Here is a 22,336-nt window from a genome sequence, read left to right as displayed (position 1 = left end):
GGGTGGCTCAGCTCACGCGGTGGGTTTGCGGCGGGCACGGGCGCGGCTTTCGCGCTGCAGCGGGCCGCCCACCGGGCAGACCTCGGCTGCCCACGCGAACAGGGTATTGGCCAGCGTGTCGGGCACCTGCCGGAAGTACACGAACTGGCCGCGCTTCTCGCGCTCGATCAGCCCGGCGTCTTCCAGGATGCGCAGGTGGCTGGACAGCGCCGGCTTGCTGAAATCGAAGCGCTCGCCCAGCTCGCCCGCGCTCAACTCGCCGCCATTGAGGTAGGCCAGGATCTGCCGGCGTGCGGTGGAGGCGAGGGCTTCGAAGATGCGGTCCATGGGTGGTAGTTAACTAATTCGTTAACTGATGGTGTTCCGTTGGCGGGCAGCTGTCAAGCGCCTTTCTTCGCCTTGCCCACCGCGACGCCCCGGCCGTCGTCACCACACGGTCATCTTCAGCGCCTACCTTGCGCCGCACTTCCGGGGGTGGGGCGAGGCCGTGGCCGAACACGCAAGACGGCGCCTGGCGCGCATGTTCGTTGAGCACGCGCCGGTGCTGCGGGGCTTCTTCGCGCGGCGTGGTGCGCGCCAGGAGGCCGAAGACCTGGTGCAGGAAACCTACCTGCGCCTGCTGCGCGCGCACGACGGGCAGGGCGGGGAGATCGCCAACCCGGAGGCCTACCTGTTCACCGTCGCGCTGAACCTGGCGCGTGAGCAGGCCGCACGGCGACGCTGGTCGGTGCTGCCGATCGAGGACATCGAGCATCTCAGCCAAGGCCTTGCCAGCGAGGAAAGCGTGGAAGATGCCGCCGAGCGCGAACAGCGCAGTACGCACCTGCAGGCGCTGCTGGCCACGCTGCCCGCGCACACCCGTGCGGTGCTGGTGATGCAATACCGCGATGGAATGAGCTACAAGCAGATCGCCGAGCGCCTCGGGGTGTCCACGCACATGGTGAAGAAGCACGTGGTGCGGGGCTTGTCGGTATGCCGCCGCGCACTGGGCCATGGAGCACGGCCATGGTGAACGAGATTCGCCGCCATCCGTCGGCGCTGACCGCCGCGGCCGCGCGGTGGCACGCGCTGCAGCGCGAGGGTGCGCTGGACGCGGCACAGCAGCGCGCCTTCATGCAGTGGCTGCTGGTATCGCCTGACCACCTGCGCGAATACATGGCCATCAGTCAGGTGGCAGGCTCTCTGGGCGACGCGCTGCGCAGCATGCCCATCGACCTGGAGGCACTGATTGCCGCCCCGGCGCCCAGCGAGGCCGGCGACAACGTGGTCCGCCTGCCGCTGCGGCGAAGTTCGCCACCGGCGCCCGCGCCGCGCCGTGCGCGCCGGCATCTGCCTGGGCTGGCGGCTGCGGCAACCCTGTTGTTGGCACTGGGCATCGGGGCACACCTGGCGTGGCCGCAGAACCTGCACTACATCGCGGCGCATGGCGCACCACGCCAGGTCGTGCTGCCCGACCAGACGGTGCTGCACCTCAACGCAGAGAGCGAGGTCAGCGTGCGGTACACCCTGCTGGGCCGCCGCGTGGAGCTGGAACGCGGCCAGGCAAGCTTCGTGGTCGCCGCTGACCGCCGCCCCTTCGCCGTGCACGCCGCCGGTCTGCAGGTGACCGATATCGGTACGACGTTCGACGTTTCGCTGCTGCGTGAGCAGGCCCGCATCGGGGTCAGCGAAGGCCGCGTGCAGGTGCGTGGCGACGGCGGGCGGGGCCGCATGCTGGCCGATCTGGTGGCCGGCCAGACGGCGCAGGTGGACTACCGCGACCAGCGCGTGCGCATCGACCGCGAGGATCCGGCCACCATGACCGCGTGGTGGCAGGGGCGCATCGTGTTCCGCGATGTGCCGCTGCGTGAGGTGGCCGACCGCTTCAACCGCATCAACGAGCAGCGGCTGCTGGTGAGCGACGCCGCCGGCGCGCTGCGTCTGACCGGCAACCTGCGCGCGGGCGATCTTGCCTCGCTGCGTGCCTTCCTGGACCAGCAGCCCACGCTCACCACGACAGAAACAGGCCAGGGCATCTACGTGCGCACCCGTGCCCCCGCCCACGACGGCGCATACGAACACTGAGCATTGCGAGGCGGTGCTGCGCAGGAAAATGTTGCATGCCGATGTCAGTAGCGCGGCACGTGCGGCCAGCGCGCTGTCAGAAAAAATTCATCAACAAAGCGGTGCCCGATCCGCGCTGTGCACCGTCGTAGTCAGGGCATGCGCGAACGATCCCGTTGCGCGCCACCGCCATTCCCAGACTGGATTCCACGATGCGTCGCACTCTGTTCCTCTCGATTGCTCTTGCCCTGCAGGTGGCCGCCGGCACCGCCGCCGCCGACCCCGCCCGTGCTGCCACGCAGGCCATTGCCGCCCAGCCGCTGGACAGCGCACTGAATGCCCTGTCGCGGCAGACCGGCCTGCAGTTCGTGTACAGCGCGCAGGTGGCGGGCAACCCGCGCTCCCCCGGCGTGCAGGCCGGGCTGTCGGCCGATGCGGCACTGGCGCGGCTGCTGTCGGGCACCGGGCTGCGTTACCGCTATCTCAATGCGACCACGGTCACCATCGAAGCGGACACCGGCAGCACGCCAACCTCGTCCCTGCCGGACGCGGCTGCACCGTCACTGGCCGCGGCCACGCCGATGGCACCCACTGCGGAAGGCATGGGCGCGCAGAACCTGGAAACCATCCAGGTCACCGGCAGCTACAGCCGCAGCCTGGAACAGGCGGTGGACCTCAAGCGCGCCAACATCGGCTTCTCCGATTCGATCGTGGCCAGCGACGTGGCCGACTTTCCCGAGCAGAACCTGGCCGAAGCGCTGCAGCGCGTGCCGGGCGTGACCATCGAGCGCAGCAAGGGGCTGGGCACGAAGGTCAACGTGCGCGGGTTGCCGTCGGAGTACACGCTGGTGTCGATCAACGACCTGGCCACCGCCTCGGGCAGTGGCGGGCGTGACGTCGAGTTCGACATGTTCGCCTCGGAGATCATCCAGCAGGTCACGGTGCAGAAGTCACCGACCGCCGCCGACGAAGAGGGCGGCATTGCCGGCGCCGTGAAAATCTCCACCGCGCGGCCGTTCGACTACAAGGAACGCAAGCTGGTGCTGTCGGCCGAGGGGGCGCACAACAGCATCTCCGAAGAGGTGGATCCGCGGTTTGCCTTCCTGGCTGCCGATACCTGGGGCGACTGGGGCGGGTTGGTGTCCTTCTCCAAGGCCAAGCGCACCAACCGCACCGATTCCACCTCGGGCATCAACTTCCGCCCGATGTCGCGCTTCCTCGGCGCGTCCGGCACGCGCGGTACGCAGGCGGCGGCCGTACTGGCGCGCGACGCCGGGGTGAACGTGCAGAACCGCACCAACACCGATGAAACCAATCTGATCGTGTTCCAGGACAAGGTGGGCGATCGCGTCTACCTCAACGAGCAGGACAAGTGGGGCGCCACCGCGTCGCTGCAGTACCAACCCAGCAGCACCTTCAGCGTTACCTTCGACGCCATGCTGGGCGGCTACGACACCACCGAAGACGAGTACGACGCCGCCGCGTACTCGGCCTCCAGCCGCAGCACGCTCGATACCATCCACGATTACGATGCCAGCACCCTGGCCGAGTACGGCATGGTGGTGCTGCGTGATGTGTCCTACACCGCCACCCAGCACGAGATGCTGAGCAAGGAACGGATCAACAAGACCGACTACAGCCAGTACAGCGTGGCGCTGGACTGGAAGGGCGAGGACTGGCACGTCGACGCGATGGCCGGCTTCTCCGGCGCCGAGAAGACCTCCGATTTTTCCAACCTCAAGCATGTGGCGTATGCACCGTCGCGGACCCGATGGACCGGGCGCAGCGGCGAAACCGTTCCCAGCGCCGCGTCCAACGGCTTTGACATGTACAACTCGCCGGACAAGTACCTGTTCGAGGCCTACGAAACCACGCTGGAGAAGGTCAAGGACGACAAGTACGCCGCCCAGGTCAACGTCACCCGCATGCTCGACCTGGCCTTCCTGCCCGCGCTGCACAGCGTGAAGTTCGGCGCGCGCTACACCGACAAGTCCAAGCAGCGGCAGTACGGTGAGCTGAAGATCACCGGTCCCGCCGCCGGCGACAGTGCCTGGGTGAACACGCGCACCCTGGCCGACAGCCCGCTGCAGTGGATCAGCGACATCGTTCCCGGCGGTGACTACTCCATCAAGGACCTCGACTGGCAGCAGGTCTCCAACGACTACGCACGCAGCGCCTTCCGCTACCCCGGTTTCCACACTCCCTTCGATGCAGGGCAGTACTACCAGGTGGATGAGAAGGTCACCAGCCTGTATGCGATGACCGATTTCGCCTTCGACATCGGCAGCGTCCCGGTCGCCGCCAATGCAGGCGTGCGTTACGTGGACACTGCGGTCACCTCGTTCGGCTACCACCCCATCCAGCGCCCCGACGGCAGCACCGGCTACACCGACACCCCGGTGTCCAAGGATGGCAGCTATGACGACCTGCTGCCCAGCCTGAACATGACCGCCGAGCTGGCCCATGGACTGCTGCTGCGCGCGGCGGCGTCCAAGACCATGATGCGCCCGGCGCTGACCGACATCGCCTACAAGCGCACCGCCAGCTGGAGCTCGTTCCGCTTCACCGACGGCAACCCGGACCTCAAGCCCACCTATGCCAAGCAGTGGGAAGTGGGCCTGGAACAGTACCTGGACAACGGTGCCCTGCTGGCCGCCTCGTACTTCCGTAAGAACATCGACGGCGTGGTCATCAACTCCTTCACCGGGATCGTGCCCGACGTGGCGGTGTACAACGCCAACGGCAGCCTCAACGGCATCTACGATTTCGACGTGTACCAGCCGGTCAACGCCAAGTGGGCCTACCAGGTGGACGGCGTGGAGCTGGTGGCGCAGCTGCCGCTGGGTATGTTCCACCCGCTGCTGGATGGCTTCGGCATCAACGCCAACTACACCATGCTCGACAGCTCGCTGGCGGGCGAGTCCTCGCTGGGCATCCGCACGCCGATGCCGGGCCTGTCGGAGAAAACCTGGAACCTTACGGCGTACTACGAGAACAGCCGCTTCGACGCCCGGGTGTCGTACAACCACAAGGACGAGTACGTCGAATCGATCGGCTATGACATGTACCCGATCTGGCGCGATGCCTACGGCCAGCTGGATGTATCGATCGGTTACCGCATCACCGACGCCCTCAAGGTCAGTCTGAAAGGCATCAACCTGACCAACGAGATCACCAGCGGCTACACCATGGATCCGTCGTTCCCGACCATGTATGAAGCCTCCGGCCGTCGCATCAGCCTGGGCCTGCGCGCCGACTTCTGACCGCCGCATGCCCTGCACACGCGGCCGACGCGCTCGGCCGCGTGTGTGCCGGCTTACATGAACAAGGACACCCATGCGTGAATTGATTCTGCTGGCCGCACTGCTTGCGGCCGGCCCGGCGTCGGCCGCCGTTCCCTCCATCGCGCCGGACGACGGCCGCCAATGGTTGGCCGGCGACCACCACGTACACAGCGAGTGGAGCGTGGACTGGGACCGCAGCACCACCCCGCCCACGCCGATCCGCGGCGGCGATTCGTCTTACACCCGCAGCCGCAACGCCGTGCAGGCACAGGCCTTCGGGCTGCGCTGGGTGGTGCATACCGACCACGGTGGGCCGGGCCACTCGGCGGTGACCAGGGATCATGCCTATCCGGCGTTGCTGCAGGCGCGCGCCGACGTGCCGGGCCTGATCCAGTTCAATGGCATGGAGTTCGACGTGCCGGCCGGTGAGCACGCGTCGCTGATCGTTGCGCCGGGGCCGGACGAGCGCGACCAGCTGGTCACGGTGGAGCGGGATTTCAGCCGGGGCGAGCCGTTGGTCGACGGCAGCCGTGATACCCAGCAGGACATGCTGGCCGCGCTGTCGCACCTGCGCACGCTCTCGCCATTGCCGCTGATGCTGATCAACCATCCCTCGCGCACCGCCACTGGCGTCGGGCAATGGGGCGAGGTTACCCCGCAGGAGCTGCGCAGCTGGCACGATGCGGCGCCGCAGGTGCTGGTGGGCATGGAAGGTGCCCCCGGTCACCAGGCCACGCGCGACGAGCGTGGCCTGTACCGCAACGGCGCCGCGCCCACCTTCGGTGGCTTCGACCAGATGACCGCCACGGTGGGGGGCGTCTGGGACCAGATGCTGGCCGAGGGACGCCGCTTCTGGGTCACCGCCAGTTCCGATTCGCACGTGAACCAGCGCGACGGCGGCAGCGACTTCGATCCGGGCGAGTACAGCAAGACCTACGTTTGGGCGCGACCGGTTGCCGATGACGTGCTGGACGGCCTGCGCGGCGGCCGCACGTTCGCGGTCACCGGCGACCTGATCGATGCGCTGGACCTGCAGGTACAGGCGGACGACGGCAGCGGCCCGGTCGGCCGCATGGGCGACACGCTGCCGATGAAGCGCGGCGCGCGCATGCGGGTGCAGCTGCGCGTGCATCAGCCCACCGTCGCCAACGCGGTGGGCCAGCGCCCTGCGTTGCAACACCTTCAGCTGATCGTGGGCAGCCCGGGCGACGGCGGGCCACAGATGCTGACTCGCCGTTTCACCGCCGCCGACTGGCAGCGCGACGGCCAGTGGTACAGCGTGACCTGGACCTTGCCGGTGCCTGCCAACGGTGGCTTCGTGCGCGCCCGCGGCAGCAACACGGCCGAGCCCACCCCGCTGGCCGACCTGAAGGGTGAAGACCCGTGGCAGGACCTGTGGTTCTACGCCAACCCCGTGTTCATCGACACCGTCCCCCGGTAGCGCCACGCCATGCGTGGCTGGCTTCGACCGATACGGTCGCTCGTTCGACGGCACGGCGTGAAGGCCAGGACAGCGCGCCTCCACGGCACGGTCACTGCCATCGGCCGACGCTGGCAGCCTGTCCCCAACCCGGATCCGCCATGACCACGCTGACCCTGCCCGAACTGGCCAAGAAGATGGCCAACATCGACTTCACCATGCTGCAGACCCATGCCGACAGCGGCGAGATCGCGGCGCGGCCGATGAGCAACAACGGTGATGTGGACTACGACGGCGACAGCTGGTTCTTCACCACCGAAGACACCGACATGGTCCGCGAGATCACGCACGATCCGAAGGTGGCGCTGAGCTTCACCGGCAGCAAGTCGCTGCTGGGCAAGCCGCCGCTGTTCGTGGCGGTGCAGGGCAGGGCGACGCTGATCCGCGACAAGGCGGTCATGCAGCAGCACTGGGTGAAAGACCTGGAGCGCTGGTTCGAGCAGGGCGTGGACAGTCCTGGGCTGGTTCTGATCCAGGTGGCTGCGGCGCGCATCCACTACTGGGATGGGGAAGACCAGGGCGAAATCCTGCGCTGAGGGGGGCAGGCATGGCCGCGTCGCGTATGCCGAAGATCGGGTGTGCCGGCTGGTCGATCCCCAGCCGCTACGCCACGCACTTCGGGCCCGGCGACAGCCTGCTGGCGCGCTATGCCACGCGCTTTGATGTGGTGGAGATCAACTCCTCGTTCTACCGGCCGCACCAACGCACGACCTACGCGCGCTGGGCGGCCACCGTACCGGCCGACTTTCGCTTCTCGGTAAAGCTGCCGCGGACCCTCTCGCACGATTCCGGACTGGTCGGCGTGGGCCCACTGCTGGACCGCTTCCTGGACGAGGTCGGCGGGCTGGGGGCAACGCTGGGCGCCCTGCTGCTGCAGTTGCCGCCATCGTTGGTCCTGGACACGCGCCGCGCCGGGAGCTTTTTCCGCGCGCTGCGTCGACGCACCCCGGTGCCTGTGGTCTGCGAGCCCCGCCATGCCAGCTGGTTCAGCACGCAGGCCGATGCGCTGTTGCAGTGCCACGCGATTTCCCGCGCCGCAGTGGATCCGGCACGCGTTGCCGCCGCCGCGCTTCCGGGCGGCACGCAGGGGTGGTGCTACTGGCGCTGGCACGGTTCGCCGCGCATGTATTACAGCGATTACTCCGATGCCGCATTGGCCCAACTGGCGACACAGGTCGCGCAGCAGCCCGGACAGGCGCAGGCACCGTGGGTGATCTTCGACAACACGGCCCATGGCTTTGCGATCGCCAATGCCCTGCGCCTGAAGGAGATCGTCACGCATGCCTGAAGGCCCCTCCATCGTCATTCTGCGCGAAGCCGCCGCCAAGTTCCGCGGCAAGACCGTGCGCCGCGCACTGGGCAACAGCAGCCTGGACCTCACCCGCATGGAAGGGCGGCGGGTGCTGGCGCTGCGCAGCTGGGGCAAGCATTTCCTGATCCAGTTCAGCGGCTTCAGCCTGCGCGTGCACATGCTGATGTTCGGCAGCTACCGCATCGACGAACGCAAGTCCTCACCGCCGCGCGTGTCGCTGCAGTTCGACAACGGCGAGTTGAACATCTACGCCTCGTCGCTGAAGTACATCGAAGGACCGCTGGAGGACACCTACGACTGGCGCGGCGACGTGCTCTCGCCGGACTGGGATCCTCGCCTGGCCCGGCGCCGGCTCAAGCAGCAGCCGGACACCCTGATCTGCGATGCGTTGCTGGACCAGGCGCTCTTTGCCGGGGTCGGCAACATCATCAAGAACGAAGTGCTGTTCCGCACCCGCGTGCATCCCGAATCGACGGTGGGCAGCATTCCGCCACGCACGCTGGGCAAGGTGATCGCCGATGCGCGCACCTACAGCGAGGCCTTCCTGGCGTGGAAGAAGGCCGGCACGCTGCGCCAGCACTGGCAGGTGCACACCAAACGGACGTGTCCGTGCTGTGGCGGGCCGCTATCCAAGACCTACCCGGGGCGCAGCAAGCGGCGGACCTTCTTCTGCCCCAACTGCCAGGTGAAGTACTGACACAACGGCTGTCTGGGCCGCCGTGGAAGGCATCAGACGGGTGAAACTGCCGGTGGCCAGGCTGCTGTAGGATGGCTGCGTCACACGCCATTACGCGCGTCCTGCGCGGTCCGCACCTGACCGCCCGCTTCGCTCCACTTTTCGGGTACGGCGTCCAACAGGGCCGCCGTGCTCCCCGTGTCCAACGGAGCGCACATGCCGGGCTATACCACCCGCATTCTCACCATCCCGGTCGGTGGTCACGACTTCCGTATCCGCGCGCTCAGTGATCTGCAACAGTTCGCCGATCCCACCGGACGCGCCCAGCGCGCCGGCATCCATTCCTCGTTGTGGAGCCTGTTCGGCCAGATCTGGCCGGCCGGTCGCGTGCTGGCCGAAACGATGCACAGCTTCGACGTGGCCGGTAAACGCGTGCTGGAACTGGGCTGCGGGCTCGGTCTGGCCAGCCTGGTGCTGGCCCATCGCGGCGCCGACGTGGTGGCCAGCGACCACCATCCGCTGGCCGAATCGTTCCTGGCCTACAACGCGGGGCTCAATGACCTGCCCGCGCTGCACTACCGCGATCTGCCGTGGGAACTGCCAGATACGACACTCGGTCGCTTCGATCTGATCATCGGCAGCGACGTGCTGTACGAGCGCGGCCACGCGCTGCAGATCGCCCGCATGATGGAGCGCCACGCACGGCCCACCGCCGAACTGCTGCTCACCGATCCGGGGCGCGGCAACGTGGGGTCGTTCTCGCGTGCCATGGCCGCGCAGGGCTATACCGTGGACGAGGCCTACGGCCTGTTCGACGACGAAGGCGATGCGCCGGGGCGCGGGCGGCTGCTGCGCTACACGCGCGAGGCGGCCTCCCAGGCGGCCTGAGGTGGTCCGGCGGTTTCTGCGCGGTCGCGATGTGGTGACTGCGTGAGCCTGCTGCGCGGTCGCATATCGTAGGCTCGGCGGCATTCAACTGCAGCTGGGAGTAGCGATGCCGTCGAGTCTGTTCCGCTGTCGTGTCGACAGCGCACCCGCGCGTTGGCGGTGCCGGTGAGCGCGCCGTCGCCGGCCCCGGCGCGTACCCGTTCGATGATCGTGGCCGGGTTGTCGACCGTGGTGGAGTGGTACGACTTCACCCTGTACCTGTACCTGGCCACGGTGCTGTCGCGGGTGTTTTTTGGCGGCGGCGACAACGCGATGCTGGCCACGCTGGCGGGGTTTGCGGTGTCCTACCTGATGCGCCCGCTGGGCGCGCTGTGCTTCGGCCACCTCGGCGACCGCTTCGGGCGGCGCTACATGCTGTTGGCCTCGATGCTGCTGATGACCTTGGCGATGCTGGCCACCGCGCTGCTGCCCACCTTCGACAGCATCGGCGCCAGCGCCGGGGTGCTGCTGTTGCTGCTGCGCTGCCTGATGGCGTTTTCGGTAGGTGGTGAATACACCGGCGTGGTGGCCTACCTGCTGGAGACCGCGCCCGCCCGCCGGCGTGGCCTGGTTACCTCGTTGGCCTCGGCGGCCAGCGAGGTCGGCGCGCTGCTGGCGGTGGCGCTGTCGGCCTTGACCGTGGCGGTGTTGAGCACCGCGCAGCTGGACGGGTGGGGCTGGCGCATTCCGTTCTTCGTCGGCGCTGCGTTGGCCGGGGCGATCCTGCTGGCACGCTCGACCATGCACGAATCGCCCGAGTTCGAGCGGCAACAGGCGGCCGGCACGGTGCCCACCTCGCCGATCCGTGACACTTGGCGCTACCACCGGGGCGCGGTGGCCCGCACCTTCGCGATCTCCGCACTCGGTTCGATCACCTATTACGTGGGCATCACCTACGTGCCGGCGTTCCTGGGATCGGCCGGTGAGGTGGGGGAATCGGAGGCGCTGTGGCTGTCCACGGTGGCCGCGGTGGCGGTGATCGTGGTGACCCCGCTGGCTGGCGCATTGTCTGATCGGATCGGGCGGCGACCGGTATTGATCGCCCTGGCGCTGTTGTCGGCGTTGCTGCCGTTGAGCATGTTCAGCCTGATGGCCGGGGGCAATACCTGGTTGATTGGCGGCGCGGCGGTGGTGCTGGCCTGTCTGGCCGGTGGCGTGAGCGCGGTGGCTGCACCGGCCACCGCCGAACAGTTTCCCGGCGAAGGCCGCCTCAGCGGTTTGGCGCTGGGGGTCACCATGGCCACCGCGTTCTTCGGCGGCGCCACCCCGCTGCTGGCCGAACTGCTGGTGCGCCACACCGGCTGGGCCGCCGTGCCCGGCGCGATGATCGCCGTGGTGGCGCTGCTGGTGTTGCCGGTGATGTGGACCCTGCGCGAAACCCGTCCGCCGCGGTGATGGCCGTTGGGTGGGCGCGTACGACCACGGTGCGGCATCGACCGGTGGTCGCTGCGTCGCCCTGCACCCGAACATCGCGCACACCCGGGTAGGTACCGACCGTTGGTCGGTACCTACCCGGAACATCGCGCACACCGGTAATGCCGGCCGCTGGCCGGCTCTGCACCATGTTGGATCGTTAGGAGCCGGCCAGCGGCCGGCACTACCGGGGAGGCGGGTCTGCGAGGAGCCGGCCAGCGGCCGGCACTACAAGGTCAGCTGCCACCCTCGGTGGGCAGTGGCGCGGGCACGTTCAGCAGGCCGCCCGAGGCGACGTAGGCGGCCAGCGCCTGGCCCTGGCTGAGCAGGTGGCGTTCCATGGTGCGTTCGGCCGCCTCGGCATCGCGCTCACGGAAGCACGCCAGCAATTCACGGTGTTCGGCCAGCGATTGCGCGGTACGACCCGGTGCCAGCAGCTGGCGACCGCGGTGCATCTTCAGGATGCGGTGCAGGTCGTGGGTGATGCGGATCAGCCACGGGTTGCCGGCGTAGTGCTGCACGGTCTCGTGGATGCGGTAGTTGTTGCGGTAGTACTCGGCAATGTTGCCCTCGGCGGCCGCGGCCTCCATGGCGGCATGCAACTCTTCCAGCAGTTGTACACCCGCGTCGTCGATATGTTTGACGGCCTCGTGGGCGCAACGGCCTTCCAGCATCGCCATCACCGGGAACAGCTGGTTCAGGTCTTCCAGGGTCAACCGGGTCACCCGGCACCCACGCCCGGCATCGATCTGCACCAGGCCTTCGGCGGCCAGCAGCTTCAGCGCCTCGCGCAGGGGGGTGCGGCTGATGCCCAGTTCCTCGCACAGCGCCGGCTCGTCGATCCACTCGCCCGGGGGCAGGCGGTAGTCGTAGATGCGCTCGCGCACGTGCTCGGCCACTTCTTCGTACAGCGGGGCGCGTTTCTTGGTCGAGCGTGGTGCGGGAGCAATGGCCATGCGGAATTGTAATCCCTCCGTTCGTTGACCGGCCCTGACAGCATGCTTCCGGGTGGAAAGCCCCCTGAGTCAGGGGGCGACAGCACGTGCCCTTACATCCAGCCCGGCACCACGAACACCAGCCAGGCCAGCAGCGGGCCGAAGGCGACCACCAGGCCGCTGTAGATGAGGAACTGGCGGAACAGCGATTCACGCTCTTCCTTGGCGGCCGAGGCCACCACCAGCGCACCGTTGGTCGAGAACGGGCTGACATCCACGATGGTCGAGGAGACCGCCAGCGCGCAGATCACGCCCGCCGCACCCAGGTGCCCCTGCATCAGGAACGGCACCGCCAGCGGGATGGTGGCGCCCAGCACGGCCGCCGACGAGGCGAACGCCGAGACGATGCCGCCCACGTAGCAGACCAGCAGTGCGCCCAGCAGCGGAATGCCGATCTGCGATACGCCGTTGCCGATGAAGTCGACCGCGCCGGCTTCCTGCAGCACGCCGATGTAAGTGACCACGCCGCAGATCAGCAGCACCGTGGACCAGCTGATGCCGTCCACCGCGCCCTTCTGGCTCTTCGGCGACAGCAGCGCCAGCGCCACCGCAACGGTGATCGACACCAGGCCGACGTTGAGGTTGTAGATCAGCGCGGCCACGCCCAGCCCGAGTAGGCCGATCAGGGTGAACACACGCTCGCGGGTGATGCCCACCGCCTCCAGTGCATCGGGGTCGTTGGACAGCGTGCCGCCACCGGCCGACACCAGCGCACCGTGGCCTTCAATCGCGAACTGCCGCGACGACGCCTGCGGCCCGCCGGCCATCGCCAGCTCGGCCGTACCCACGCCACCGCCCACCGACACCGCACCGCGCCGCAGCAGCGCCACGCCGCCGAAAGCGAAGAAGCAGATCGTGGCCATCATGAAGTTGAAGCCCAGGCTGGTCAGGAACACCGCCATCTCGGTCACTTCCAGCCCGGCCTTCTGCACCACGCCGTTGGTGATGCTGCCGTACACGCTGATCGGCGAGAAACCGCCGGCCTGCGCGCCATGGATGACCAGCAGGCCCATCAGCAGCGGGTTGATCTTGTACTGCTTGGCAAACCGCAGCGCCACCGGACCGATGATCGCCACCGCGGCCGGTCCCAGCGCACCGAATGCGGTGAGCACAGCGGTCACCACGAACATCACCCACGGAATGGCCACGATGCGCCCACGCACCGCACGGACCGCCCAGTGCACCAGCAGGTCGATGGTGCCGTTCTTCTGGGCGATGGAGAACAGGTAGGTGATGCCGACCAGGGTCAGGAACAGATCGCCGGGGAATCCGCCCAGCACCTCTTTGCCTTCCATGCCGACGAACACGCCGCCGATGATGAAGGCCAACGCGAACGCGACCGCACCCATGTTGATCGGCAAGGCGGTGGCGACGATGAACATGATCACCAGACCGATGATCGTTGCGACTTGTGGACTCATGCGCCCTCCCAGACACTTGACTCGCGTACAGCAAGGATGGAAACCCGCCATCCCGGGTTACGGCGTGCTACAGGCAACTCCCACCTTCATTGCTGCCGGCCCAGCGCGGCATGTACCCACGCCGCCGCGCCCTCCAGCTGCTGGAACTCTTCCACCGCGCGCACCTCGCAGCACGGGTACGCGCTGGCCACCATGCGCGCCAGCGCCGTGCCGGGACCCAGCTGCAGGAACACCCGCGCGCCGCGCTCGAATGCCTGGCGCATCAGCTGCGCCCACTCGATGGTCTGCGCCAGTTGCGCGGCCAGACTCTGTTCCAGCGCGGCCCGCGTGCGCACCGGACGTGCATCGATGCCCGCCAGTACCTGCAGCTGCGGCGCCTGCAAGGGGGCCTGCGCGAGTACCTGGGCGAAGCCGTCGGCGGCGCTGGCCAGCAGCGGGGTATGGGCCGGCACATACACCGGCAGCACGCGCACGTCGGCACCCTGCTGCACGGCGGCAGCGGCCAGCGCATGCAGCGCGAGCAGACGCCCGCCCAAGATGAAATGATCAGCGCCGTTGGCAATGGCGATGTACGCGCCGTGTGTCTCGCACAGCGCCTGGACAGCGGCACGCGGCAGGCCCAGCACCGCCTGCATGCCCGCGTCGGGCGGGCTGGCGGCATCCATCAGCTGCGCGCGTTGGGACGCCAGCGTCAGGCAGGTGGCCGCACTGAAACTGCCGGCAATCGACTGCGCCGCCAGTTCACCGATGCTGTAGCCGGCCACCAGCGCAGGCGGCGGCAACCGCTCGCGCAGGCCGTGCCAGTGCGCCAGGCTGGCCGCGCAGAGCAGCGGCTGGGCCACCGTGTTGTCGAACCGATCGTCTGCCGCTGCCGCTGCGGTGACATCGCGGCCCAGCAGCGCGGAGGCGGTGTCGAGCACCTCGCGCGCGGCGGGCAGGTCGCGCACCCGGTCGAACATCGCCGGATGCTGCGCACCTTGGCCGGGGCAGAGCAGGGCCAGGCTCATACGCGCTCCTGCTGCAGCAGGAACCAGCTGCAGGCCAGCAGATCGGCGCTGCCACCGGGGCTGAGCCGGCGCGCCACGAAGGCATCGCCAAGCTGCTGCAGGCGGGTACGCCAGTGCGGTGCAAAGGTGCCGCCGTCGGCGATGAAGCTCGCCGCCTGCGCACGTGCCCACGCCAGTCCCTGCGCACCGCCGCGATGCAGCAGGTTGAGGTCATCGGTGTGGGCCAGCAGGTGCATCAAGGTGTGGCACAGCGCGGCCTCACGCGGCAGCCCGGCCGCCAGCGCGTTCCGCAGCACGGGCACGCCGATGTCACGCAGCAGCGGATAGCCGGCGATGGCCTGCTCACGCACCCCGGCGATGCCGTGCTGTGCACGTGCGCGTTGGCCGGGGCTGTTTGGATCCAGCGGGGCCACGGCCAGCGCCGGCGCCCAGCGCTGCACCGCCATGCACACGGCGTCGGCGGTAATCACGCCGCCGCGTTCGCGCCGGCAGGCGGCCGCCGCGGCCACCAGCAGGCCCAGGCTGAAGATCGCGCCCCGATGGGTATTGATGCCGCCGGTGGCGCGCAGCATCGCCGCTTCGGCGGCGATGCCATGGCCGCGCAACACTGAGAAGGGAGCGCTGTCAGCGCCGGCCTGGGCCACGTGGCGGAAATAGTGGCGCAGCGCGAACAGGCTGCGCAGGAAGCTGCCGGCATCCATGTCGGTGTGGCTGCCGCAGTCGAACGGCGTCACCAGCCCCGGCTTGGGCGCGCAGGCCAGTTCGGCGTGCAGGCTGACGATGGCCAGCCGCCCCAGGCGCGCGCAGTCGACCTGTGCAGCCGCCGGGGGATGCGCCTGTACCACGGCGTTCATGCGGCAACACCGGCGGGCACGAACAAGGTGTCGCGCGGGGCCAGCATGGCGCCGTCGATGCGCTTGATCAGCACCTCCCGCGCGCTGCCGGCGTACTCGCGCCAGTTCACCGCCGCGCCGCCGGGCAGGCACAGCTCGCCATCCACGCGCCGACCCTCGCGCACTTCCCACGCCTGCAGCCGCTGCACCAGGCGGTTGGCCACTTCCGGCGCGTGCACCTGCCACAGCAGATCGATGTCCGACTGGGCGTGCACATAGGGCAGCCCGGTGAGGGCCTGCCAGGCAAACGCGCCAAACACCCGTGCCGGTGCGATCGCGTCCAGTCCCTGCAGCGCCATGTACCACTCGGCGCTGATCAGGCGGTCGGGGCGAGCGATCAGCGCGTGCAACGCCAGCGGTGGTTGCTGCCGCGCGATGTCCTGCAGCGGCACGCGCAACGCCAGCCGCTGCTTGCCTTCGTTCGGCGGCAGCGGCACGCCCAGGCGCACGCGCGGATCGGGATCGTCGGCGGCGCGGCGCGCCACCACCGCCGGCCAGCCCTGGGCGAACCAAGTGGCCAGGCGCGGGTCCTGCGCGGGCACGTCGGCGCGCCAGTGGGCCTGCGCGGACATCCACACCAGCGTGTGGCGGGCAGGCTGCTCAGGCATCGCCGGCCACCACCGCCGCAGCGACCGACGCGGCCAGGGTACGACCGCCGCGTTGCGCGCCGAGGACCGCGCGGCGATCGCCGTCGGCGGGTGTGCGCAGCGCTTCCAGCAGGGCCTGGGCCAGGTCGTGCTCCCACACCGTGTGCACCGCGCCCATGGCCACGTAGTTCTCCACGCCGGGCGCGAACACCGGTGAGCTCTGGCTCAGCGCCTGCAGCTTTTCCAGGGGTTGTTTGGTGACGCGCGCCATGGCGCGCAGGTCCATCACCCGCACCTGTGCGTCGGGCAGGGCGTGGATGTGGTCGGCCATCAGGCCGAAGGACAGGAACCCACCGCTCACCGATTCGCCGTACACCAGGGTGACCAGCGTCGCGCCGCGGCGGCGGGCCAGGTCCAGCGTCTGCGCCAGGTGGGCGAAGTAGCCGTTGATGCCCAGCAGTTCATCGCGTCGGGCCAGGCGCTGGCCGGCGGTGTCGACCAGCATCACGATCGGCCGCCGAGGATCGGCGGCGGTACTGGCGAGCACGGCGGCGGCCAGGGTGAGCGCATGGTCCACGCCGACCTCAAGCTTGTCGGTGGTGCCGATCACGGTCACCTCGCCTTCGTCGGTGCTGGCGCTGCCGGTCAGCACCGCATCGTTCACCGCGACGGCGTGCCCGCGCGGGAACAGCGCATCCAGCAGCGTGTTCAAGGGCATGCTCATGGCAGTCTCCGGGCGGCGGTGGCGGCAAGGAAGGCGTCGGTTTCCAGCAGCGGCAGCTGCTGCGGATCGGCAATGCCCTGCAACGCCCAGATGTCCAGCCCATCCCGGCAGCCGCCCCAGGCCTGCACCCGTGCCTGCAATGCGGCATGGCGGGCCTGCAAGGCGGCCAGTGCCGCATCGGTGTCGGTGCTGTCGGTATCGGGCGCCAGTGCATCGAAGGCGGCCTGCGCGAACGCGCTGATCGCATCGGTCACCAGTACCTGGGCCTGGTCGATCAGGTAGCGGTGCTTGCCGCCGGTGACGCGCCACACCAGGGCGCGGTCGCGGGCGTCGAACTCTTCCACGCCGCGCACCGTTTCGATCACCTCCGGCCCGGACAGCGACAAACGCCCCTCTTCGGACATGATCACCGTGGTGCAGCAGCGCGCCACGATGCCCATGCCGCCGAACGCGCCGTTGCCGCTGCCGATCAGGGCAATCACCGGCACCCCGGCGGCACGCGCGGCCAGGGTGGCGCGCATGATCTCGGAAATGGCGATCAGCCCGGCATTGGCTTCGTGCAGTCGTACGCCGCCGGTATCCAGCAGCAGCAGCACGCCGTCGGGGCGCTGTTCGGCGGCACGGCGCAGCAGGCCGGTGAGCTTGGCGCCGTGCACCTCGCCCACGCCGCCGCCCATGAAGTGGCCTTGCTGTGCGGCCACCAGCACACGCTTGCCGCGCAGCAGGCCTTCGCCCACCACGATGCCGTCGTCGAACGCGGCGGGCTGGTCCAGTTGCGCCAGGTGCGGGCTCATCGCGCGACGGGCCGGGCCCAGCAGTTCCTTGAACGAGCCTGCATCGAGCAGGCCGGCGATGCGCTCGCGTGCATCGGCTTCGTAATAGCTGTGGCGGTGGGCGATGCTCATGGCTGGGCTCCACTGCGCAGGGTCTGCACCGCCTGGTCCAGGCGCAGGCTGACCACGGCCGGGGTGGCGCCGGCATCGTTGATCGAGACCTGCACGTCACGCAGCGGATGGCGCTGCGCGAAGTCGCCGATGACGGCGGCCCAGATGGTGCCGAAGCCCTTGGCGGCGGTGACGATGTGGACCGCCATCGCGCCGTCCAGCGCGGCCGGTTCCAGCAGCACTTCGAGGTTGCCCGACGCCAGCACGCCGACCAGTACCGCCTCGGTGGGAAAGCGCACGGCGGTGGTGCCGTCGAATCGATATGTGAGGGTTTCCATGGGCCTGTCCCTTACCAGTTGCGGAAGCGCTTGGGTGGGTCGTACAGACCGCCGGACCAGCGCACCAGGTCTTTCACCGAACGCGCGGCCAGCAGGTCGCGGCTGGCATCGCGTACGTTGATGCCCAGGTCGTCGGGGCGCTGGATCACGCCGCGGTCGCGCAGGTTCTCGACCATGGCCCGGTCGCGGCCCAGGCCCACCGCGGTGTAGCCGGCCACGCCACGGATGGCCTGTTCGCGCTCTTCGGGGGTGCGGCACAGCAGCAGGTTGGCGATGCCTTCTTCGGTGAGCACGTGGCTGACGTCGTCGCCGTAGATCATCACCGGCGGCAGGGGCATCGCGGCGCGTTCGGCCAGTTCCCACGCATCCAGGCGATCGACGAACGCCGGCGCCATGTGCTCGCGGAAGGTTTCCACCATCTGCACCACCAGCTTGCGCCCGCGCGGCATGTCGCCGGGGCGTGCGGCCTGCTGGCCGGCCTTGAGCCAGGCAGCACTGGCATGTCGGCGACCGCGTGCATCCGAGCCCATGTTGGGCGCGCCACCGAAGCCGGCGATACGGTCGCGGGTGGCGGTGGAACTGTTGCCCTGCAGGTCGATCTGCAACGTGGAGCCGATGAACATGTCGCAGGCATACAGGCCGGCGGTCTGCGAGAACGCGCGGTTGGACCGCATCGACCCGTCGGCACCGGTGAAGAACACATCGCCGCGCGCCGCGATGTACTTCTCCATGCCCAGTTCGGAGCCGAACGAATGCACCGATTTGACGAAGCCCGACTCGATGGCCGGGATCAGCGCCGGGTGCGGATTGAGCGCCCAGTGCTGGCAGATCTTTCCCTTCAGCCCCAACGATTCGGCATAGGTAGGCAGCAGCAATTCGATCGCCGCCGTGTCGAAGCCGATGCCATGGTTGAGCCGGTTGACCCCGTACTCGGCGTAGATGCCCTTGATGGCCATCATCGCCATCAGCACCTGGATCTCGGAGATCTGTGCCGGGTCGCGGGTGAACAGCGGTTCGATGTGGTTCGGGCGCGGCGCCTGCACCACGAAGTTGACCCAGTCGGCGGGGATGTCGACGCGGGGCAGGGTATCGACGATCTCGTTGACCTGCGCGATGACGATACCGCCCCCGAAGGCGGTCGCTTCGACGATCACCGGGGTGTCTTCGGTATTCGGGCCGGTGTAGAGGTTGCCGTGCCGGTCCGCCGCCTGCGCGGCCACCAGCGCCACCCGCGGGGTGAGGTCGATGAAGTAGCGGCCGAACAGTTCCAGGTAGGTATGGATGGCGCCGATCTGGATGCGCCCTTCGGCGACCAGGTTGGCCAACCGTACCGACTGCGGCCCGGAGAAGGAGAAGTCGAGCTTCGAGGCGATGCCGCGCTCGAACACGTCCAGGTGCGCGGGCAGCGACAGCACCGACTGCACCATGTGCAGGTCGTGCACCCGCGCCGGGTCGAGGTCGGCCAGGGCCTGGGCGAGGAAGTCGGCCTGCTTCTGGTTGTTGCCCTCCAGGCAGACCTTGTCGCCCGGTTCGAGCAGGGCGTGCAGCAACTCGGCGATATCGCCGGCCGCCACCTCACGGCCGTTGGCCCATGGCGCGGCGCGTTCCAGCCGCGCCTGGCGGCCGCGCTCCAGTGTGTCCCAGCTCGGGTTCATCGACGGACTTCCGATTGGCGTTGAGATAATTACGCCATAATTACGGAGCGGTGTGCAACCCGCAGCGCAGCAAAAAAAAGGCCCGCCGAGCGGCGGGCCTGTTCAGGTTGATGGCGTGGGACGCCGTAGCGCCGGGCTGTGCCGGCCGGTGTCAGGCAGCCGGGCAGAGCCCGGCTCTACGTGTGTGGTCCGGGTAGTGCCGGCCGCTGGCCGGCAATCCCATGATCCCCGGCAGCCTTAGAACGTCCAGCGCAGGCTGGCCGCCACGAAGCGCGGTTCGCCGTAGTTGTTGTAGTCCAGGTTGGCCCAGTAGGTCTTGTCCAGCGCGTTGCGCACGCTCAGGGTGGCCGTCCAGTTGTCGGTGATGCGGTAGTTGGCGTTGAACTGCACCAGCGCGTACGCCGGCTGGTTCACCGTCACCGTGCCACCCAGCGGGTAGGGGATGTTGTAGCCCTGCACCTTGCTCTGCCACTGCACGCCGCCGCCCACGCTCAGGCGCGACAGCGCACCGCGCAGCTGCACCTGCGTGTTGAGCTGCAGGAGGTCTTCGGCCGGGTTGGCGTACAGCTGGTCGGTGGCCGCGCGGGTCACCTTGACGTGGGTGAAGCCGGCATTGACCGTCCAGCCCGGCAGGATCTCGCCGTTGATGTCCACTTCCCAGCCGCGCGCCTTGGTGCCGTTGACGCCGATGTAGGCCGAGCTGCCGTCGCTGAGCGAGCCGTCCGGCACGCTCATGTCGCGCATCGCGTAGTTGTCCTGCTTGGCCTCGAACACCGCCGCGTTGGCGGTCAGGCGGCCGTCGAACCACTGGCTCTTGATGCCCGCTTCCAGGTTGGAGCCCTGCACCGGCGCCAGCAGGTTCTCGTTCTTGTCCTTGAAGTTCTGCGGATTGAAGATTTCGGTGTAGCTGCCGTAGACCGAGAACTGCGGGGTGATGTCATACACCAGGCCCACGTACGGCGTCACTTCGTCCTTCACCTTGTAGGCGCCGCTGGTGGCGGTATACGCACCGGCCACGTTGTAGGCGCGGGTCAGCGTCTCCCAGCGGCTCAGGCGCGCGCCGGCGATCAGCGACAGCGGATCGGCCAGGCGCAGGCGGGTGGCCAGGTACACGCCGCTCTGCCGGGTGCGCGCCACGCGTCGGGCACCGGTACGGGTGTAGGTCACTTCGGAAACGTCGCCGTCCCACGACCGGATGTTGGGGATGTAGTAGCAGCGCTCGGTGCCGCAGCGCGCCCAGTCGGTGGGGTAGTTCAGGGCGAGGGTGTTGGTGGTGCTTTCCAGGTCGGACCACTGCCCGCCCAGGGTCACGTCATGCTCGCGGCCGAACAGATTGAAGGTGCCGCTGAGGTAGGCATCCACGTTGCGCCGGGTGTCTTCCGAATCGCCGGCGGCCGTACGCAGGTAGATGCCCGCGCCGGTGGCCGGGTCCGGGTAGCCGGTGCCGTACAGGCGCACGTTCTGCACGTTGCCACGGGTGTAGGCGGTGTTGACCTTGAGCAGCCAGTTCTCGCCGAAATGCTGTTCCAGGTTGGCGAACACGGTGCTGGTTTCGCGCTGCCAGTAGCTCCACTTCGGGGCCACGTTGGTCGAGCGCGGCAGGTGCGCGAAGTTGCCCTGGCTGTCGAAGAACGGCACGGTGCCCCAGGTCGAACCAACCGGGTTGTTGTCCTGGGTCTGGTAGCCCACGGTCACGGTGGTGCTGTCGGTGAGGTCACCTTCGAGCACGGCCATGCCGGCCATCTTGTTTTCCTTGTAGCGGTCGTAATAGAAATCACGATCGGTATAGGCGGCCACCACGCGGCTGCGGAAGCGGCCGTCGGCGGTCAGCGGCGCGGTCACGTCCGCTTCCATGCGGCGGTAGTCCCAACTGCCGGCGCTGACCGAGAAGGACGCGTCGAACTCCTTGCCCGGGCGCTTGCGCAGCAGGTTGACCGTGGCCGAGGGCACGCCGGCACCGCTGAGCAGGCCGTTGGCGCCGCGGATCACTTCCACGCTGTCGTAGAAGGCGGTGTCGTATTCCTGGTTGGTCGAGCCGCTGTAGGTGGGAATGCCGTCCACCTGGAAATCGGTGATGGCAAAGCCGCGCGCGTAGTACAGCGGGCGCTGGGTGTCGTAGAAGGACACGCTGACGCCGGTGACGTTGCGCATCACGTCGTTGAGGCTGAACAGCGATTCGTCCTGCAGCCGCTGCAGGCCGATCACGCTGGACGACTGCGGGGTTTCCTGCAGGCTGATGGGCAGGCGCGTGGTGCTGGACGGCGCGGCGCGGTCGCCCAGCACACTGACCTTGTCCAGGGTTTTGGCATCGCTGGCGGCGGCAGCGGTGTCGGCCTGGGCCAGGGGCGAGGCCAGCGACAGCACGGAGAGCAGGGCCAGCCCCAGCGGGGCGCGGCGGAGGGGGCGGGGCGAACGATCGCGGAGGGACATGCGCAGGTCTCGACAGAGTCTCGGGAGGGAAAACGGCAGGTGGCAGGCACAGCACGCCGGGCGCGGGGGCGCCAGGCGGTAGATCCTTCTGGGGTGGGAGCCATCGGGTGGCGCCGTTGCGGCCGTGGGGCGTGCAGCAGGCCCGGCGGCAGTCCATTGAGGCCGTCCAGGCCCGCGCCGGCAGCGCAGGGGTGCGTAAATGTAAAGCGTTCTCATTCTCTTTACAAATACTGAATGCGGCCGGAGGCCCTCTGAGGGGAGCGTCGT

20 protein-coding genes are annotated in these 22,336 nt (G+C 68.5%); 9 read left to right on the top strand and 11 right to left on the bottom strand.

The annotated features are described in order from the left end of the window. Positions 1-12 precede the first annotated feature (12 nt). The gene (locus tag AC1DCJ_RS03525) at positions 13-327 is read right to left on the bottom strand and encodes a metalloregulator ArsR/SmtB family transcription factor (protein WP_016922200.1); all 315 of its coding nucleotides are present in this window, start codon (positions 325-327) and stop codon (positions 13-15) included. A gap of 160 nt (positions 328-487) precedes the next feature. On the opposite strand from AC1DCJ_RS03525, the gene AC1DCJ_RS03520 reads away from it, so the two are divergent. The 9 genes from AC1DCJ_RS03520 (at position 488) to AC1DCJ_RS03480 (ending at position 11,117) form a co-directional block, all read left to right on the top strand. Continuing rightward, positions 488-1,012, top strand: a complete 525-nt coding sequence (locus tag AC1DCJ_RS03520; RefSeq protein WP_181406131.1) for an RNA polymerase sigma factor — start codon at positions 488-490, stop codon at positions 1,010-1,012. A 5-nt stretch (positions 1,013-1,017) separates the two neighbouring features. Then, positions 1,018-2,064: a FecR family protein gene (locus tag AC1DCJ_RS03515; RefSeq protein ID WP_478070133.1), complete on the top strand. Its 1,047-nt coding sequence runs from the start codon at positions 1,018-1,020 to the stop codon at positions 2,062-2,064. Positions 2,065-2,255: 191 nt separating this feature from the next. Then, positions 2,256-5,306 (top strand): TonB-dependent receptor, encoded by a 3,051-nt coding sequence (locus AC1DCJ_RS03510; protein WP_478070095.1) that lies wholly within the window; start codon positions 2,256-2,258, stop codon positions 5,304-5,306. Positions 5,307-5,379: 73 nt separating this feature from the next. After that, a complete protein-coding gene (locus AC1DCJ_RS03505) occupies positions 5,380-6,768 on the top strand; it encodes a CehA/McbA family metallohydrolase domain-containing protein (protein ID WP_478070094.1) in 1,389 nt (462 codons plus the stop codon). 140 nt (positions 6,769-6,908) lie between these two features. Beyond that, on the top strand, positions 6,909-7,343 hold the full coding sequence (locus AC1DCJ_RS03500) for a pyridoxamine 5'-phosphate oxidase family protein (protein WP_038689788.1): 435 nt from the start codon (positions 6,909-6,911) through the stop codon (positions 7,341-7,343). Between the two features lie 11 nt (positions 7,344-7,354). Continuing rightward, positions 7,355-8,095, top strand: a complete 741-nt coding sequence (locus AC1DCJ_RS03495) for a DUF72 domain-containing protein (RefSeq protein ID WP_478070093.1) — start codon at positions 7,355-7,357, stop codon at positions 8,093-8,095. Then, positions 8,088-8,816 (top strand): DNA-formamidopyrimidine glycosylase family protein, encoded by a 729-nt coding sequence (locus tag AC1DCJ_RS03490; protein ID WP_478070092.1) that lies wholly within the window; start codon positions 8,088-8,090, stop codon positions 8,814-8,816. Before AC1DCJ_RS03495 ends, AC1DCJ_RS03490 begins: the two co-directional genes overlap by 8 nt. 195 nt (positions 8,817-9,011) lie before the next feature. After that, complete coding sequence (locus AC1DCJ_RS03485; RefSeq protein ID WP_038689782.1) at positions 9,012-9,683, top strand: class I SAM-dependent methyltransferase; 672 nt, start codon at positions 9,012-9,014, stop codon at positions 9,681-9,683. Positions 9,684-9,887: 204 nt separating this feature from the next. Further along, positions 9,888-11,117: an MFS transporter gene (locus AC1DCJ_RS03480; RefSeq protein WP_478070132.1), complete on the top strand. Its 1,230-nt coding sequence runs from the start codon at positions 9,888-9,890 to the stop codon at positions 11,115-11,117. 254 nt (positions 11,118-11,371) lie between these two features. On the opposite strand, the gene AC1DCJ_RS03475 is transcribed toward AC1DCJ_RS03480, so the two are convergent. From AC1DCJ_RS03475 to AC1DCJ_RS03430, 10 genes are all read right to left on the bottom strand, one after another. Further along, entirely contained in the window at positions 11,372-12,091 is a 720-nt protein-coding gene (locus tag AC1DCJ_RS03475) for a GntR family transcriptional regulator (RefSeq protein WP_448135453.1), read from the bottom strand. Between the two features lie 92 nt (positions 12,092-12,183). Continuing rightward, on the bottom strand, positions 12,184-13,551 hold the full coding sequence (locus AC1DCJ_RS03470) for an SLC13 family permease (RefSeq protein ID WP_038689777.1): 1,368 nt from the start codon (positions 13,549-13,551) through the stop codon (positions 12,184-12,186). Between the two features lie 86 nt (positions 13,552-13,637). Beyond that, entirely contained in the window at positions 13,638-14,558 is a 921-nt protein-coding gene (gene mdcH, locus AC1DCJ_RS03465) for a malonate decarboxylase subunit epsilon (protein ID WP_478070091.1), read from the bottom strand. After that, the gene (gene mdcB / locus AC1DCJ_RS03460; RefSeq protein ID WP_478070090.1) at positions 14,555-15,412 is read right to left on the bottom strand and encodes a triphosphoribosyl-dephospho-CoA synthase MdcB; all 858 of its coding nucleotides are present in this window, start codon (positions 15,410-15,412) and stop codon (positions 14,555-14,557) included. Before mdcB ends, mdcH begins: the two co-directional genes overlap by 4 nt. Then, a complete protein-coding gene (gene mdcG / locus AC1DCJ_RS03455; protein ID WP_478070089.1) occupies positions 15,409-16,059 on the bottom strand; it encodes a malonate decarboxylase holo-[acyl-carrier-protein] synthase in 651 nt (216 codons plus the stop codon). Before mdcG ends, mdcB begins: the two co-directional genes overlap by 4 nt. Beyond that, positions 16,052-16,756, bottom strand: coding sequence for a biotin-independent malonate decarboxylase subunit gamma (gene mdcE, locus AC1DCJ_RS03450; protein ID WP_038692426.1), 705 nt, complete (start codon positions 16,754-16,756; stop codon positions 16,052-16,054). Before mdcE ends, mdcG begins: the two co-directional genes overlap by 8 nt. 2 nt (positions 16,757-16,758) lie before the next feature. Continuing rightward, positions 16,759-17,667, bottom strand: coding sequence for a biotin-independent malonate decarboxylase subunit beta (locus tag AC1DCJ_RS03445; RefSeq protein ID WP_478070088.1), 909 nt, complete (start codon positions 17,665-17,667; stop codon positions 16,759-16,761). After that, on the bottom strand, positions 17,664-17,984 hold the full coding sequence (gene mdcC, locus AC1DCJ_RS03440; protein WP_038689767.1) for a malonate decarboxylase acyl carrier protein: 321 nt from the start codon (positions 17,982-17,984) through the stop codon (positions 17,664-17,666). Before mdcC ends, AC1DCJ_RS03445 begins: the two co-directional genes overlap by 4 nt. A gap of 11 nt (positions 17,985-17,995) precedes the next feature. Beyond that, positions 17,996-19,639: a malonate decarboxylase subunit alpha gene (gene mdcA / locus AC1DCJ_RS03435; RefSeq protein WP_478070087.1), complete on the bottom strand. Its 1,644-nt coding sequence runs from the start codon at positions 19,637-19,639 to the stop codon at positions 17,996-17,998. Positions 19,640-19,876: 237 nt separating this feature from the next. Continuing rightward, the gene (locus tag AC1DCJ_RS03430) at positions 19,877-22,069 is read right to left on the bottom strand and encodes a TonB-dependent siderophore receptor (protein WP_478070086.1); all 2,193 of its coding nucleotides are present in this window, start codon (positions 22,067-22,069) and stop codon (positions 19,877-19,879) included. Positions 22,070-22,336 lie beyond the last annotated feature (267 nt).

The sequence above is a fragment of the Stenotrophomonas sp. 10N36 genome (assembly GCF_056395005.1).
Note: the sequence above shows the minus strand (reverse complement) of the source record. Positions and strands in the feature narration are given on the sequence as shown.

What these genes read in the sequence shown, in the direction of transcription:
- AC1DCJ_RS03525 (WP_016922200.1), bottom strand. Translation starts at nt 327, where the DNA reads ATGGACCGCATCTTCGAAGCCCTCGCCTCCACCGCACGCCGGCAGATC.
- AC1DCJ_RS03510 (WP_478070095.1), top strand. Translation starts at nt 2,256, where the DNA reads ATGCGTCGCACTCTGTTCCTCTCGATTGCTCTTGCCCTGCAGGTGGCC.
- AC1DCJ_RS03505 (WP_478070094.1), top strand. Translation starts at nt 5,380, where the DNA reads ATGCGTGAATTGATTCTGCTGGCCGCACTGCTTGCGGCCGGCCCGGCG.
- AC1DCJ_RS03500 (WP_038689788.1), top strand. Translation starts at nt 6,909, where the DNA reads ATGACCACGCTGACCCTGCCCGAACTGGCCAAGAAGATGGCCAACATC.
- AC1DCJ_RS03495 (WP_478070093.1), top strand. Translation starts at nt 7,355, where the DNA reads ATGGCCGCGTCGCGTATGCCGAAGATCGGGTGTGCCGGCTGGTCGATC.
- AC1DCJ_RS03490 (WP_478070092.1), top strand. Translation starts at nt 8,088, where the DNA reads ATGCCTGAAGGCCCCTCCATCGTCATTCTGCGCGAAGCCGCCGCCAAG.
- AC1DCJ_RS03485 (WP_038689782.1), top strand. Translation starts at nt 9,012, where the DNA reads ATGCCGGGCTATACCACCCGCATTCTCACCATCCCGGTCGGTGGTCAC.
- AC1DCJ_RS03480 (WP_478070132.1), top strand. Translation starts at nt 9,888, where the DNA reads ATGATCGTGGCCGGGTTGTCGACCGTGGTGGAGTGGTACGACTTCACC.
- AC1DCJ_RS03475 (WP_448135453.1), bottom strand. Translation starts at nt 12,091, where the DNA reads ATGGCCATTGCTCCCGCACCACGCTCGACCAAGAAACGCGCCCCGCTG.
- AC1DCJ_RS03470 (WP_038689777.1), bottom strand. Translation starts at nt 13,551, where the DNA reads ATGAGTCCACAAGTCGCAACGATCATCGGTCTGGTGATCATGTTCATC.
- mdcH (WP_478070091.1), bottom strand. Translation starts at nt 14,558, where the DNA reads ATGAGCCTGGCCCTGCTCTGCCCCGGCCAAGGTGCGCAGCATCCGGCG.
- mdcB (WP_478070090.1), bottom strand. Translation starts at nt 15,412, where the DNA reads ATGAACGCCGTGGTACAGGCGCATCCCCCGGCGGCTGCACAGGTCGAC.
- mdcG (WP_478070089.1), bottom strand. Translation starts at nt 16,059, where the DNA reads ATGCCTGAGCAGCCTGCCCGCCACACGCTGGTGTGGATGTCCGCGCAG.
- mdcE (WP_038692426.1), bottom strand. Translation starts at nt 16,756, where the DNA reads ATGCCCTTGAACACGCTGCTGGATGCGCTGTTCCCGCGCGGGCACGCC.
- AC1DCJ_RS03445 (WP_478070088.1), bottom strand. Translation starts at nt 17,667, where the DNA reads ATGAGCATCGCCCACCGCCACAGCTATTACGAAGCCGATGCACGCGAG.
- mdcC (WP_038689767.1), bottom strand. Translation starts at nt 17,984, where the DNA reads ATGGAAACCCTCACATATCGATTCGACGGCACCACCGCCGTGCGCTTT.
- mdcA (WP_478070087.1), bottom strand. Translation starts at nt 19,639, where the DNA reads ATGAACCCGAGCTGGGACACACTGGAGCGCGGCCGCCAGGCGCGGCTG.
- AC1DCJ_RS03430 (WP_478070086.1), bottom strand. Translation starts at nt 22,069, where the DNA reads ATGTCCCTCCGCGATCGTTCGCCCCGCCCCCTCCGCCGCGCCCCGCTG.